Raw genomic sequence first — 14117 nt, 5'->3', positions numbered from 1 at the left:
TGCGCTTCATGCGCTGGCTGCGTGTCCGTGCGAACGGCAAAAAATCTTTCAGGAAGTGCACCGGACTGAATTGAGCCGGACCGATGCGCGATTCGACCGTGCGCGTCGGCCTAAAACCAGAGCGGTTATCGGGGTTTTGTTTTCGGGCGACGGTGGACACGTCGATCCGAGGGCGCCCATCAAGGCTTGAGTGTCGCCTGCCGCACTTCGCCACTCCACCTGTAGGAATATCCCGAAAATTTAGATCGGAAACGGGGCCTGCGCATGGGATGGCTTACTTTCGGTTACTTCATATCGTATATTCCGTACGCCATGCTGGTGAAGGCACTGGCCAGCGGAGTGACTCCGCTGTCGGGGAAGCCGGTCAGCGGCTTTGAGTTGCTGCCCGCAGCCGTCCTGGGACAGCTCGTGGCGATGTCCGTGTTCGTAGCCCTGTCGGGTTGGTGGCGGCATATGCGGCGGCGTGGGACCGGTGGACGTCGTCGGATTCCAGTGGTGGGTCGGGAAACGTTGGCAGCCGGCTTCTTTGCTTCACTTATTATCGGCACCACCACGATGAACTACACCTTTTCCGGTGTCTCGATCCTCTTCATGCTGTTGTTGATGCGCGGGGGAGTTCTGGTTGTTTCCCCGTTGGTCGACAAGGCGCGCAAACGGCGGGTGACGACGTCTTCCTGGGTGGGGTTGTGCCTCAGCCTGATCGCGGTTTCAGTGGCACTCGGTGATGTGAACAGCTATCACCTCACGCTGGCTGCCGTGCTGAGCGTCCTGATCTATCTCGTCGGCTACATGGGCCGGTTCGAAATCATGAGCCGGGTGGCCAAGTCGGGGGTTCTCGCAACAGACCGCCGCTTCTTCGTCGAGGAGCATGTTGCCGCACCGGTTTGGCTGGCTCTGCTGCTGGCGGCAGGGGCACTGGCCGGGCAAGCGCAGTTGCGTGCGGGCTTCACCACATTCCTCGGTACCCCCGTCGCGTTGGCGGCGGCGGGCATAGGCGTGGCGTACGAGGTGCTGTTCGTCTTCGCTTCGCTGATCTACCTGGACCGGCGCGAGTACACCTGGGGCGTGCCGGCATGGGCGTTCGCCAGCCTGATGTCCGGTCTGGCCGCCTCCTTCTCGCTGGCGTGGATGGCCGGGCTTCAGGCTCCGGGGAACGCTCAGCTCCTCGCGCTCGTCTTCGGCGTCGGCGCGGCGGCGGCGCTGTCCTACCCGTCGGCCGTCACCTGGTGGCGGGTACGCGCCACCGGGGCGGTATGCCGCGTGCTGTTCGTCTGCGGCGGGAACACCTCCCGTTCGCCCATGGCCGAGGTCATTGCCTGGGCCCAGGCCGCGGAGGCGGGAGTCGCGTACGCCTTCCGGTTCTCCAGCGCGGGTGTTGCGACGACGCGGCCTGGGGACCCGATGGCTCCCGACGCCCGGTCCGCGCTCGCTGAACTCGGACTGGACCGAGTGCCGGGTCCGGGGAATCCCCGGCTTCACCGATCGCGCCCGGTCACCCCCGAACTCTGCCGGGACAGCTCCGTCATCTACTGCATGACCCGGGCCCATCGCCACGGGGTGATCGCCATGGCACCCGAGGCCGAGGGCCGCACCCTGTGTCTGGATCCGCGCTGTGACATCCCTAATCCAGAGGGGCAGTCCCCGGAGGTGTACAGCCGGTGCGCCCGGCACATCCAGCGGTCCGTCCGTGTCCGCCTGGGCGAACTCCTTCGCTCCGACCTCCTCGCGGCGCACCGTCGAGCCGCAGCACCCGGATGTGGCAGGTGATCGCGGTGATCGGCAGCACCCCGGAGGCGTTGGCGGACACACTGTGCGAGGCGTTCGACCGCGGTGATCGGCCCATTCCTGATGACGCCAACCGGCCGCCGTCGCCGGACGACGTCGTCGAACGCCGTGCCCGCGCCGCCAGGCCGGGAGCGCCGCCGGCCAAGGGGGACGCCACCGCGGACACCGCCGCCGCACGGGCCCGCTTCCGCGACAACCTGCGCTTCCACGGGCCGCCGAGGCTGCTGGGCATCGACTCCGACCGCCCCATCGTGTGCACCCCGGCTGTCCATCGGTTCGCCCCGCCGCGGGCCCCTCTGGAGGAGTACGTCCGATGGAGCGGCTGACGAGCGGGTGCGATGCCACCGTCACGCGGCGGGCTCACATAGTCGCAGTGGTCGCCCGACCTGAGGATCTCACCACGCCTCGCCTGCGCGGCCTCTCAGGGGTGGCCGACGCGCTGGAGGTACGTGCCGACCTGGTCGGCGACCCCGATCCGCACCGGCTGCGCCAACACTTCACCGGGCCCGTGACCTACAGCCTGCGCTCCCCGCGCCACGGCGGCCGCTCGGCTGCCGGCCCAGTCGAACGCCGCACCCGGCTCCTTCGCGCGGCGGACCACTATGACGTGGTCGATCTGGAGGCCGTGGACGACCTGGTTCCGGAACTGCTGGCGGGAATCCCCGCCCGGCAGCGGCGCGTCTCCTGGCACCAGCCCGAACCCGCACGCCCTGAGCGGAGCGCCGACCGCGGGGCAGGCGTGCTGGAGGCATCCGCGGAACTGCGGGAGCGGTTCGCCACGATGGCCACCACACCTGCGCTGCTGTACCTCCTCGTGCCGCAGCCGGGAACCCAATATGGGTCGGCCTCGCCGCTGCTGCTCACCGGGCTCGGGCGCTCCGACGTGACGGCGTTCGCGTCCGGTGCGGCCGGCACCTGGACCCGGGTGCTGGCGCCCTGGCTGGGCGCGCCCCTCGCCTTCGGCCGGGCCGGTACCCCGGGGCCGGACGGAATGCCGAGCGTGGGCCAACTCCTGACTGACTACGGACTGCCCGCGCTGCCACCGCTCAGCGCCCTGCTCGGCATTGCCGGCCATGCCCCGGGACGCTCGCTGTCACCCCGGCTGCACAATGCGGCGTTGCGGGAGCTGCAACTGCCCGCGCTCTACCTGCCCTTCCAGGTGGACACGTTCCCCCGCTTCTGGCACTGCGCCAACGACTTCGGGGCGCTCGCCCGGCTGCCGCTACGCGGGCTGACCGTGACCGCTCCCCACAAGCAGAGCGTGGTCGAAGTAGCCGACATCGTCGGCCCGCAGGTGCTGCGGTGCGGCGCGGCCAACGTTCTGTGGCACGACGCCGGGCGCTGGCGGGCGGCCACCACCGACATCGCGGCTGCCCTGCACATCCTGGCCCGGGCCGGGGTCGATCCCAGCGGCCGCAGGGCCGCCGTCATCGGTTGCGGCAGCACCGGGCAGGCCGTCGCACTGGCCCTGCTCCAGGCCGGAGCCCGGGTGACCCTGGTCAACCGGGGGCATGCGCGCGGCCGGGAAGCCTCCTCGCGCCTCGGGGCTCCCTACGTACCGCTCTCCCGGTTCTCCCCGGCAGGACACAGTGTGCTCGTCCACGCCACACCCCTGGCGGAAAGGCAACCGTTTCCGGTTGCCGCCGTCGACCGGGACGCTGCGGTATTGGAAATGGTCTACCGCGATCCTCCGACCGCGCTCATGAGCGCCACCCGTGCCCGCGGGCTGATCGGCATCGACGGCTGGGACGTCCTGCTCGTCGAAGTAGGCGAACAATTCCAGCTGTTGACAGGCCATCCGTTCCCCGATGCGCTGTCACTGCGCTCCCTCTGCTTCAGCCAGGTCGAGGACGCCGATGTCCACGACCTCACCGAGCCGGGGGAATCGCCCCCGGCGCAACCCACGAGCGGAGAGGCACCATGACGACCCGTTCGGCCTCCCCCACCGGACCGGCCGCACCGCGGCCGCCGGACACCCCCGACGTCTCGGCGCTGCTGGGCGACTGGGTCAACACCGACCAGGGCAGTTCGAAGGGCCCCCTACGGCTGACCGTGAGGTGGCACGAGAAGGGCCTGTTCGTCAGAGCTTTCGGCACCGGCGGCCCGCAGCCGCGCGACTGGGGCGAGGTGTCGGCGGTCGTGTACACCGCGCCAGGAACCCCATCGGTTGCCTGGTCGTTCTCAGCGATCTACACCTTCGGCCCGCTGCGCACTGTCCTGTGCGCCTACCACAAGGCGGGCATCCTGGTGGCCACCACGAGCAGCATCTTCAGCGATGACAGCGATGACAGCGAGGGGGTCGACCACTGGGCCCGCTCGTTCTTCCACAGGGCGGAGGGGCGGGCATGACGGCACGGACGGTCGATCCGGCGCCACTGGCTGGTGGCTGGGTCAACTTCGACATCACCGCCGCGGGCATCCACCTGATCGATGCCGCGGTCGACGGCAGCCGGCTCATGCTGCGGATCACCGAGCGAGGCGACCCGGACCCGTCACAAGAGGCGCTCGTACCGACGGCAACGCCCGTTACCGGCGCCACCCTGCCCGCCGTCCCTCTGGCCGACGACATGGACGCCCCCGAGGCCGTGGCCTTCCTCGCCGAAGGTCCGCTCGGCTCCCGCCAGGTCATCCTCTGCGGCTACCTCAACCGCGGCCTGCTGACCATCGATGTCCATATCGTCCATACCGTCGATCCGCAGATACCGAACGTGATGTACCGCGCCCACTTCTACCGTTCGGAAGGGGCCGTCCTCCTATGACCGGCGACCTGGGCCACGGTCCGGCCCGCGATCCGGTGGCCGGGGGCGACCGGGTCGTTCTCGACGCCTTGGCGAAGCTGGCCGCGGACAACTTCGCCCCCCGCGCCGAGGAATACGACCGCCGAGCCGCCTTCCCCGCCGAGGACTTCGACGATCTGTTCTCCGGCGGGTTCCTGGCCGCACCTGTGCCGCGGGAGCACGGCGGCCTGGGCTACGGCCCCCAGCAGCGCAACACCCTGCCCCTGTGGGAGATGACCACCACGCTGGCCAAGGCCGATCTGTCACTGGCCCGCTGCTGGGAGGGGCACGCCAACGCACTCGTCCTCATCGACGCCCTGGCCGGCCCGGAGCAGAAGCGGCACTGGTTCACCGGCGTGGTCGAACACGGAGAGAAATGGGCCGCCTGGAGCGGCGAACCCCAGGCGCCCAAGCCGGGCGAGAACGGTCGCTTCGGCACCATGCTGACACCCGTCCGCAGCGGCTGGACCCTCCGCGGCAGCAAGGCGTTCGCCACCAGCGCCACCGGAGCCCAGTGGGCGATCCTGCTCGTCGATCCGGCCGGCCCCGGCGGTGCCCGGCACAGCCGAGAGGCCCACGGAAAACTCCTGCTGCTCGCCTGCGACCTGTCCGACCCGACTGTGACTGTGGACAGTTCGTGGTGGGACCCGATCGGCATGCGCGCGACGGTCAGCCATGTGGTGCGGTTCCACAACACCTTCGTGCCGCGCGAGCATCTCATCGGCCGCCCCGGCGGCTACTTCGAAGGGCACTGGCAGACCGCTTTCCTCCCGCACTACGCTGCCAGCTTCCTCGGCGGCGCTTTGGCCGCGAACGAATACGGGCTCGGGTATCTGATGCGACAGGGCAAGAGCGGTGATCCCCATGTGCAGCAGCGGGTGGGCAGCATGGCGGTCAACATCGGCACCGCCCGCCTCTGGTTGCGCTACGTCGCGGGTCTGTGGGACGAAGGCAGGGTCGAGGAGGCACGGATCGCCGGCAGCAGGGCCTGGCATGTGATCGAGCATGTGGCGGAAGAGACAGTGCACCACGTCATCCGCGCGTGCGGTGCCCGCAGCCTGATCCGCCCGAGCCCCGTGGAGCGGATCCTGCGCGACCTGACCTTCTACGAGCTCCATGACAACGACGACCACGTCCTGGCGACCATCGGGCGGGCCGTACTCGGCGAGCAGCACGACCCGTCGTTCCACAGACCATGACTCCGAACCCTCAAGCCAGGTAAGGGAACACGTCATCGCAGGGTATCCATCGGCGACGATGCATGGACGTGCGAGACCAGCGGCCTACGAGCGCTCGGGCGCGCGGCACGTCCCGGTTTCCAGGTGACGACACATGAAACTGGGTCGGCATGTCGCCCTCATCGGCCGTCCGGTCCAACCGCTCTCCTTGATTCGCGTACCTGCTGGCGCGCCGACTGGACCGGGCCGGGGCTCTTCGGACGTACTGGCGAGATCGGCCTGCAACGCCTGGAGAACCTGTTGAGAAACCCTTGCCTCGCGACCACCTCCGTCGCCGCCGGCGCCATGCGTGCCACGGTGCACAACGGTGGCTCCGGCGGCAGAAGGACGACCATCGGCGTGCGCCCGCAGCCCGCACCGGCGGCGGGCGCATCCGCTCGCACCGATCCTCCCTTTGTCTCCGGGCCGTCGGACCGCACCACCGGCACTCCCAACGTCGCGCCCGGCACCACGTGGTGTGCCGTCCCGCTCCAGGTCGGCAAAATCGAGAGCGGGGGCGGCTGATCACGTGGACGGCCTCGCTCACCCTGCCAACCACCGACGGCTCCACGGCGTCCTGTGGATGCTCCTGCCCGTGGCGGTCATGGTCGGCCTCTACTGGTACGGCCGGGTACACACCCCCGCCTACGAGAACAGTCTCTTCGGGCAGCGCGGCGACGACGCCAGACTGCTCAAGGCTCAACTCGGCTCCGCACTACTGGGCCTGGCGCTGATTCAGCTGCTTCTCGCCCTCTGGATGTACGGCCGCCTGCCCGCACTGCGAACCGCACCGCACCGGGTCAACACGACACACCGCCTCATCGGTCTGACGGCCTTCCTCCTGTCCCTCCCCATCGCTCAGCACTGCATCACCACCTACGGCGTCCAGCTGACCGACACCCGCCTGGCGTTGCACTCGCTCGCCGGCTGCTTCCTCTACGGGGCCTTCGTCGCCAAGGTCATCGTGGTCCGCCACCGCCACTGGCCCAGCTGGGCACTCCCTCTGGCTGGAGGCACCCTCGTCACCGCGATCGCCCTGATCTGGTACGCGGCCGCCCTCTGGTACCTGAACGGCTTCCAGGCACCCGGCCTGTGAGCAGAGCGCGAGACGTCTCTCCCGGCGGCCAACGGCGCCCCCGGCTGGACCGACAGCATCGCGGTGAGCGACACGCTGCCCAGCGGATCGCCGTCACCTGGCCCTGACGACATGAGCTGGCGAACGCTTTCGGCCTCGCGGCCCTGCCCAGGTCAGCCACCTGACCAACGGCGCTGCATCTGCCCACCCACAACCCGAGGAACCCGGAGCACCCGACCCGAGCGCCGGGCCCCAGGTATGCCCACCCGCCGACAGCCAGGGCGCACCACAGTCAGCACAGCTCAGCCGAATCCAACTGAAACGGGGAGGTTAGTGCACATTTTCGGACGGTCGCCGGTGGGGGGCGCAGCGGCAGCCGGTCGCAGCGCGAGCGGCGTCTCCGGTGGAAGTGGCCGGCGGCGAAAACAGCATGACGGCGGACTACCGCGCTTCCTAGAATCGGGCATTGTGTTTTCCCCTCCCTCTTTCATCAGCGATGACGCGGTCCTACGTGCGGTCGCCGCCCACTGGCTGCCTCAGGCTGCCGAAGTCGAGTACCTGCCCTGGGGGTTCGGCGCGTACCACTGGCGAGTGCGTGGCGCCGGCAGGACTCTGTTTGTGACGTTGGACCAATTGGCGCCCCGGCATACCGCGACCTCGCTGGAGGCTGCTTATGCGGGGGCCGCGGCGTTGGCGGCCGACGGTCTGGATGTGGTGTGCGCGCCGGTGCCTGCCCGGTCCGGGGGCTTTACCGTCGATGTCGGGCCCGGCGTGCTCAGCGTGACGCCGTGGCTGGACGGGCGGTCTCCGACCAGGGCGGAGGCCCGAGAGCCCCAGCACGTCCATGAGGTCGTCGCCGCGCTGGCCGCTCTGCATCGGGCAGTGCCGCCGGACAGCTTGCAGCACTGGATTCCACGGGTGGGCCCGGAGTTCGCCGATGAGGTGCGGGTCCGCACGGGCCGGCCCTGGACATCGGGACCCCTGGCAGAGAAGGCGCGGGACGCGCTCGCCGCCCGCTGCGACGCGATCGAACGCTGGACCGTTCGTTACCTGGAGCTGGCGGACATCGCATGGGCCCGCCTGGACACCTGGGTGCCGACCCATGGTGAGCCGCACTTCGCCAACCAGGTCATGAGTGTCTGTGGACTGAAGCTGGTCGACTGGGAGTCGCTGGCTCTCGCGCCGCGCGAGCGGGACTACGCCGATGTGCTCGGCACGGCCGCCGGCGCCGGTCTGAACCCCGACCCGGCGATGGTCGAGCTGTTCGCGCTCGACTGGCGGCTTTCCGAGATCGCTGAATACGCGCGCTGGTTCGCCGCGCCGCACACGGGCACCGACGACGACCGCACCGCATTGGCAGGGTTGTACGAGGAGTTGTCGGACATCACCGGATGCACCTCGGCCGAGTAGCCGGCGGCCTCTGCCGGGGTGCGGCTCGATCGTGGGCCTCCGTCCACGGCGACAGCACCCGCACGCCGGGAAGGAACACGGCACGGTGAGCCCCTGGCGGCCTTGACGACCACGGGGGTCGTCGCCGAGTTCGGGCCGGCGCCCACCGTTCATGGCCACCGGCTCCGCTCATGACCGCGCTGCAACGCCGGTCCGCTCCCTCGAGCGGCGCGCCTCCGGGAACGGCCGCCGCGTCACGTGACAAGCGGCCCGGAGATGAGGTGACCGTTCTTGTCGTAGGGCCAGGCGTTGGCAATGCATCCGTGCAGACCCTTGATCGTGCTGCATCAATCGACATCTAGGGCGGAACGCGCGCTGACCTGGTGCGGAACGGGAATCGAGTGATCAACTGGGAAAGGACTGGGAAAAGGTGGCAGCCATACGTCCTCCCCCTCCCCCACGAACTTCTCCCACCGCTCCTGCAACGATTCCGCGATCCGTGACTCCATCCCCGGTGTCACGTTCGCGTACACGCCCTCCACTCCGCCGAGTTCGTGTCCCATGCGGGTCTCCACTGCCACCCGCGGGTGCCCATCCTCGTCGAGCCACTCCTTGTGGCCGTGCCTCAGGAGATAGATCCGCTTCGTCGCCATCTCCGGCACCGCAGGGATCTCCGCCCGCGCATACCGCCCCTTGCGTTCTGGGCTCCCATCTCGGATCGGCCGCCAATACGCTTCCTCGAAGGTCGTTCCGAGCAGCGGCCCCCCTTGTGCGCCCGGAACACCCACTGGGAGCCATGCGAAGCCAGCAGTGTCTTGTGCATCTCATGCAGAAACGGCGGCACCACCAACGTCCGCCACGATTCGTATTTCGGCTCCACCAGCGTCCGCCCCCCGTCAACCCACTGGTGCTGGTGCTGCACCCGGAGAGCCGGCATTTTCGTGTAGCGATCCAGGTCCGGTTCACGCCTTACGTCGTCCGTCTCGAACGGGTCCGAGACCGGCCAGTTCGGTGAGGCGAAGCACCGCTGCAGTCCCCACATCTCCTTCGGCCGCATACCGGTGAACGCCGCGGTCCAGATGTACGTCCAGCCGGTGTACCCCCAGACGTGGTATGCGTTGGTCGCGAGCCGATGGAGCGTGATCATCTCCATGGGGCGCTTCGGCACACGTATCTTCTTCTTGTACTTGCCGCGGCCTTGCTTCTCCCTCACGACTGGAGACGTCGTGCGGAGTTGGTAGCGGGTCACCGAGTCATCCATCATGGCGCCGAAGACCATGAGAATCTCTTTGACGTATCCGGCCGAAATCTCTCCGCGCTCGGCGGCCGCGCGGAGGGTCCTCTTCCATCCTTCGTACTCGAATGTAGTGATGTCGCCGACGGCCCTGCTTCCCCAATAGGGTTCGATCCTCTTGTTGATGATGGACTTGTAGGACTGCATGGATGCCGGTCGCAGGTCCTGGGCGTCAAACCAGTCCCAGCAGTAGGCCGATATGAGGGTCTTGCCATCTTTCGGCTTGACCGTGGTGCCATGACGGACTTCGTATTCACGGTCGAGGCCGTAGTTGCACGCCGTCTCCTCGTCATCGAAGCCGGACTCGGATTCGTACTTCTTGCGGCCGTTGGGCAGGTACTCACCCGCCCACCACTTGACCCGGCACTTATCGCCGCACCATTCGATGTAGGGCATGAGGCCTCCTGGTCTCTGGCTCAATGGCCATGGCAGGCGCGTTCTTCACCCTGCACATGGCCTGGTATGCCAGGGGGTTGGGGTCGAATGCGGTGGAGTCGAAGGTGAGTTCTCGCAGGGTGGGGATCTGCACCGGTCCATCAGCGCCGGACCTGTCAGCCGTCGCTCTCGGGGAGATGACCGGCTTGGCGCAGTTCTTCGATCACCGCATGCTTCAGCTTGCGGATCTCAGTGCGTTGTGGCAAACCGGATCTCGTTCGGAGCCTGCGGGTGCGGGTGATCGCTCGGACTGAGATGTCGGTGCGGTCGTAGGCATGAAGAAACGGGCCCCTTGGTAGTGACGTGGTCGTTGAGGCCGGTCACGAGCAAGGAGACCCGTTGTCGGACGAGTTGACCATTTCTGCTGTGCCTGCGTCCACTGCGGTCATCCCTGGGTGTGACTGCTACGTGCGCAGGTTCGGTTCGATCGCTCCGGAACGCCGGGCAGGCTGCTATCCGAGTGACATGACAGACGCGGAGTGGGCCGAGGTCCGTTGCGCGATGCCGGTGCCGGCCTGGCTCCTGAAGCGGGGCGGACGCCCCGAGGCGTACTGCCACCGCGAGATACTCGACGCGGTGCGCTACCTGGTCGACAACGGTGTGAAATGGAAGGCTATGCCCGTCGACTTCCCGTACTGGCAGGCGGTCTACGACTTCTTCCGCCGCTGGCGGACATACGACTACGTGCGTGAACTGCACGAACGCCTGCGCCACACGGCCAGAGAACGCTCCGGCCGCAACGCCGAGCCCAGCGCGGGAGTCATCGACAGCCAGTCAGTGGACGCCTCAGAGACCGTCGGCGAGGACAGCCGCGGATACGACGGCGGCAAGTCACGCGACGGGCGCAAGCGTCACATCCTCACCGACACCGAGGGCCTGCTCCTGGAGGTCACCGTGACCACGGCCGACGTCCACGACTCCAAGGCCGCCCCCGCACTGCTGGAAACGTTCATGGACCAGCCGGGCCGCCTGCTGAAACTGGTGTGGGTCGACAGTGCCTACCAGGGCCCGGCGCTGGCCAGGGCGTTCGCCCGCCACGGAATCCGGATCGAGGTCGTGCGCCGGTCCGACGGACAGCGCGGCTTCGTCGTCCTGGCCCGCAGGTGGGTGGTGGAACGCACGCCGAGCCGGCTCTCCCGCTCACGCCGCCTCAACCGCGACCACGAACGCCGACCCGACCACCATGCCCAGATGGTGTGGTGGGCCGCCGTGATCAGGCTGTCCCGCCGCCTGGCCGGGGACGCTCCGCGCCGGCCGGAGAACCGCCCCGGCCGGCTGCTGAAGACGCGGGCATGAACCGGCCGTCCTTCGCCCGCACCAGCCAGCCCCGCTTCTCCAGCACATAGGCACGGTGACGGATCTTCTCCACCTCGTTCTTGATCTCCGCCTCCCGGCCCACCGCCCGTGTCAGCTCCACCCCGTTCACCGGCCCCGAAGCGGCCACCACCGCCGCGAACACCTCCCGATACACGCCGCTGAGCACCTCCTCGCCCATGCCCGACCGCCACACCGGCGGCCGCTCACCATGACCCGCACCGGAGCCGCTCGAACCCCCGACCGAAGCCGCCCCACCACCGGACGGCACGGACACCGGCGTATTCACCGGGCCCTCCTCGGCCAACACCGACACGAGCTCCTCACGCCCCACCCGGGCCCGCTCAACTCGCTCCCGCGCGGCATCCACCTCCGCCTGAGCCTGCTCCAGGACCTCCGTCCAGGACTCCAGGTCCTGCCTCGCCCGCGCCTCACGCTGTTCCATCAACCCCAGCACCGACGGCATCGCAACCTCCTCGATCAACAACAAGCCGCCCGCTGGCTGCCCCTACCCCGCCGCAATCATGCCCCGCACATGAAAAAGCCCCTGCTCATCGAACAGGGACTCCCTTTGCCACAACGCACTTACGGACCTTGCCGGACTTGGCGTCCTTGACCTGCTCCCACTCGTAGAAGCCGTCGGCCGGCAGCAGGCAGCGGCGTTTGACGAACGCGCGGTGGAAGGCGGGCTTCTCGTGCACGGTCTCCACGCGCGCGTTGATCAGTTTCGCGCCGATCTTCACGTCCTTCGCCCAGGAGGGCACCAGGCCCCAGCGCAGCGGCCGCAGCCGGCGCCGAGCCGGGGCGTCCTCGCCCGCGCCACGCGGGGCGCGCTCCAGGACCGCCCATACATCGTCGGTCGGGGCGACGTTCCAGCTCGGCGCGAGGGTCTCCTCGGGGTGCCACTCGGTGACCTCGAACAGCTGGGCCAGGTCCTGGGGGCTGCGGGTGGAGGCGTAGCGGCCGCACATACGGCCACTGTGCCATGGCGGGGCGTGTGGGTCCTGGTGGAGCGGCCGGGGGTGTGAGGCGGCAGCTCGTGGGGCGTCGTACCCGTGAACCGGCCGGGCGAGAGCGGGCGCGTGGGGCGCCCGCTCTGCTCGGTGGCGGCTGCCGGGTCAGTCCTCGGGTGTGGTGCGGGTGTCCTCCTCGAATGTGGCTTCCTGGGCGGCCTCCGCCCTGGGCGGAGTCGTGAACAGGCCGCACAGCACGGTCGCCGCGACGAGGACGGCGGCGGCCGTCAGGAAGGTGACGTGCATGGCGTTGGTGAAACTCGTCGCGAAGGCCTCGTCGCCGAGCCGCTGGAAGAGGGCGGTCTCACTCACACTCAGCCCCGCAGGAGGGCTGGGCGGACGGAAGTTCTCGGCGTTGTCGGCGGCGGCGAGGAACTGGTCGCGCAGCCCGGAGGGCAGCTGGGTGGCCTGCTCCTGCGCCTCGCCCGGGAGGTCGGCGTTGATCCGGGCGGACAGCAGGGCACCCAGTACGGCGGTGCCGAGGACGCCGCCGATCTGGCGGGTGGTGTTGGAGACACCGGAGGCGGCGCCGGCCAACTGGGGGTTCACCCCGTCCATGGTGGCCTGTTGCAGCGGGGCGAAGGTCGCGCCGCTGGCGATGCCGATGATGATCAGGCCGGGCAGCAGACTCCAGGCGTCGCTGTGCGCGTCGGTCGAGGCGACCAGCACGAGCAGGCCGACGGTGAGCAGGGCGAGCCCGGTCATGAGGACGTACTTGCCGCCGAACTTGTCGGACAGCCGGCCGGCGTAGGTGGAGCCGACCGCGGTCAGGATCGCGTTGGGCAGCATGACCGCGGCGGTCTCCAGCGCGCTGTAACCGCGGGCCGTCTGGAGATACAGCACGAGGACGAAGGCGATGGCGATCATCCCGAGCTGGAAGATGAAGCCGACGCCGTTGCCGACCGAGAAGTTGCGGGCGTTGAACAGGGCGAGCGGCATCAGGGAGTCGTTCTTGCGGCGGTGCTGCCACAGGACGAACAGCACCAGCAGTACGACGCCGGCGATGATGACGGACGCGATGCTGATCGGCCCGGTGATGGTTCCCCAGTCGTAGCGCTCGCCCTCGATGAGGCCGAAGACGATGCCGGTGAGGCCGACTGTGGCCAGGGCGACGCCCGTCAGGTCGAGGCTGCTGCTGCGGCCGGGCCGCATGACCGGGACGTACCGCACGGCCAGCAGGGCGGTGACGATGCCGATCGGCACGTTGATGAAGAAGATCCAGCGCCAGCTGAGGTGGGCGAGCAGGAACCCGCCCACGATCGGGCCGACGATCGGCGCGAAGCCGACGATGGCACCGAACAGACCGAACGCCCGCCCGCGCAGCTGGGGCGGGAAGATCGTCAGGATCGACGAGATCACCTGCGGGAACAGCAGCGCCCCGCCCAGCCCTTGCAGCACGCGCGCGGCGAGCAGCCATTCGGGCGTCTCGGCCAGCCCGCACAGGGCCGACGCCGCGGTGAAGAGGGGGATGCCGATCAGGAACAGCCGCCGATAGCCGTAGATGTCGCCGAGGCGCCCTGTGGTGATCAGCAGTACCGAGAAGACCAGCATGTATCCGTCGATGATCCACAGAACCTGGTCGTAGGACGCGTCCAGGCCGTTGATCAATGTCGGGATGGCGATGTTGACGATGCTTCCGTCCAGCAGCGCCATGAAGAAGCCGACGCACATGATGGCGAGGACCAGCCATGGTCGTTGCGTGACCGGGGCCGCCTCCGCCGTCTTGACTTCCGTCACTCCGATGACCTCCATGAACTCGGAGCACCGGCCGTGGCTTCGGATATGCGCCGCAATGGCGACATCCGTAGACCGTTGGCC

Annotated in this window: 14 protein-coding genes and 1 pseudogene; 10 read left to right on the top strand and 5 right to left on the bottom strand. The window is 68.6% G+C overall.

The genetic code is table 11. From position 1 onward, the window contains the following. Positions 1-312 precede the first annotated feature (312 nt). The 9 genes from ACF08M_RS06140 (at position 313) to ACF08M_RS06100 (ending at position 8264) form a co-directional block, all read left to right on the top strand. Complete coding sequence (locus tag ACF08M_RS06140; protein ID WP_392184054.1) at positions 313-1767, top strand: hypothetical protein; 1455 nt, start codon at positions 313-315, stop codon at positions 1765-1767. A gap of 5 nt (positions 1768-1772) precedes the next feature. Then, the gene (locus ACF08M_RS06135; RefSeq protein WP_392184053.1) at positions 1773-2111 is read left to right on the top strand and encodes a hypothetical protein; all 339 of its coding nucleotides are present in this window, start codon (positions 1773-1775) and stop codon (positions 2109-2111) included. Beyond that, on the top strand, positions 2099-3709 hold the full coding sequence (locus ACF08M_RS06130) for a type I 3-dehydroquinate dehydratase (RefSeq protein WP_392184052.1): 1611 nt from the start codon (positions 2099-2101) through the stop codon (positions 3707-3709). The genes ACF08M_RS06135 and ACF08M_RS06130 overlap by 13 nt, the downstream gene beginning before the upstream one ends. Next, on the top strand, positions 3706-4134 hold the full coding sequence (locus ACF08M_RS06125; RefSeq protein WP_392184051.1) for a hypothetical protein: 429 nt from the start codon (positions 3706-3708) through the stop codon (positions 4132-4134). The genes ACF08M_RS06130 and ACF08M_RS06125 overlap by 4 nt, the downstream gene beginning before the upstream one ends. Next, on the top strand, positions 4131-4544 hold the full coding sequence (locus ACF08M_RS06120) for a hypothetical protein (RefSeq protein ID WP_392184050.1): 414 nt from the start codon (positions 4131-4133) through the stop codon (positions 4542-4544). Before ACF08M_RS06125 ends, ACF08M_RS06120 begins: the two co-directional genes overlap by 4 nt. Next, on the top strand, positions 4541-5761 hold the full coding sequence (locus ACF08M_RS06115) for an acyl-CoA dehydrogenase family protein (protein WP_392184049.1): 1221 nt from the start codon (positions 4541-4543) through the stop codon (positions 5759-5761). The genes ACF08M_RS06120 and ACF08M_RS06115 overlap by 4 nt, the downstream gene beginning before the upstream one ends. A gap of 279 nt (positions 5762-6040) precedes the next feature. Next, the gene (locus ACF08M_RS06110) at positions 6041-6304 is read left to right on the top strand and encodes a hypothetical protein (RefSeq protein WP_392184048.1); all 264 of its coding nucleotides are present in this window, start codon (positions 6041-6043) and stop codon (positions 6302-6304) included. Positions 6305-6308: 4 nt separating this feature from the next. Further along, positions 6309-6875, top strand: a complete 567-nt coding sequence (locus tag ACF08M_RS06105) for a DUF6529 family protein (protein WP_392184047.1) — start codon at positions 6309-6311, stop codon at positions 6873-6875. Between the two features lie 612 nt (positions 6876-7487). Next, complete coding sequence (locus ACF08M_RS06100; protein WP_392184046.1) at positions 7488-8264, top strand: phosphotransferase; 777 nt, start codon at positions 7488-7490, stop codon at positions 8262-8264. 326 nt (positions 8265-8590) lie between these two features. Here ACF08M_RS06100 and ACF08M_RS06095 read toward each other — a convergent pair whose 3' ends face one another. Both ACF08M_RS06095 and ACF08M_RS06090 read right to left on the bottom strand, forming a co-directional pair. Continuing rightward, positions 8591-8896: a hypothetical protein gene (locus ACF08M_RS06095; RefSeq protein WP_392184045.1), complete on the bottom strand. Its 306-nt coding sequence runs from the start codon at positions 8894-8896 to the stop codon at positions 8591-8593. Then, positions 8869-9933 carry a hypothetical protein gene (locus ACF08M_RS06090; protein WP_392184044.1) on the bottom strand — a complete coding sequence of 355 codons (1065 nt, stop codon included), beginning with the start codon at positions 9931-9933 and terminating at the stop codon, positions 8869-8871. Before ACF08M_RS06090 ends, ACF08M_RS06095 begins: the two co-directional genes overlap by 28 nt. Before the next feature lie 504 nt (positions 9934-10437). Between ACF08M_RS06090 and ACF08M_RS06085 the strand changes: the two genes are divergently transcribed. Next, complete coding sequence (locus ACF08M_RS06085) at positions 10438-11268, top strand: IS5 family transposase (protein ID WP_392184043.1); 831 nt, start codon at positions 10438-10440, stop codon at positions 11266-11268. Here ACF08M_RS06085 and ACF08M_RS06080 read toward each other — a convergent pair. The 3 genes and pseudogenes from ACF08M_RS06080 to ACF08M_RS06070 form a co-directional block, all read right to left on the bottom strand. Then, complete coding sequence (locus ACF08M_RS06080; RefSeq protein ID WP_392184042.1) at positions 11186-11752, bottom strand: hypothetical protein; 567 nt, start codon at positions 11750-11752, stop codon at positions 11186-11188. The genes ACF08M_RS06085 and ACF08M_RS06080 overlap by 83 nt on opposite strands. Before the next feature lie 118 nt (positions 11753-11870). Then, positions 11871-12257: pseudogene (locus ACF08M_RS06075) on the bottom strand (SOS response-associated peptidase); the annotation flags it as partial. A 147-nt stretch (positions 12258-12404) separates the two neighbouring features. Then, positions 12405-14036, bottom strand: coding sequence for an MFS transporter (locus tag ACF08M_RS06070; protein WP_392184041.1), 1632 nt, complete (start codon positions 14034-14036; stop codon positions 12405-12407). Between the last annotated feature and the right edge of the window lie 81 nt (positions 14037-14117).

Origin of the sequence: Streptomyces sp. NPDC015032 (assembly GCF_043080425.1) — a bacterium.
Classification (GTDB): Bacteria; Actinomycetota; Actinomycetes; order Streptomycetales; family Streptomycetaceae; genus Streptomyces.
Note: the sequence above shows the minus strand (reverse complement) of the source record. Positions and strands in the feature narration are given on the sequence as shown.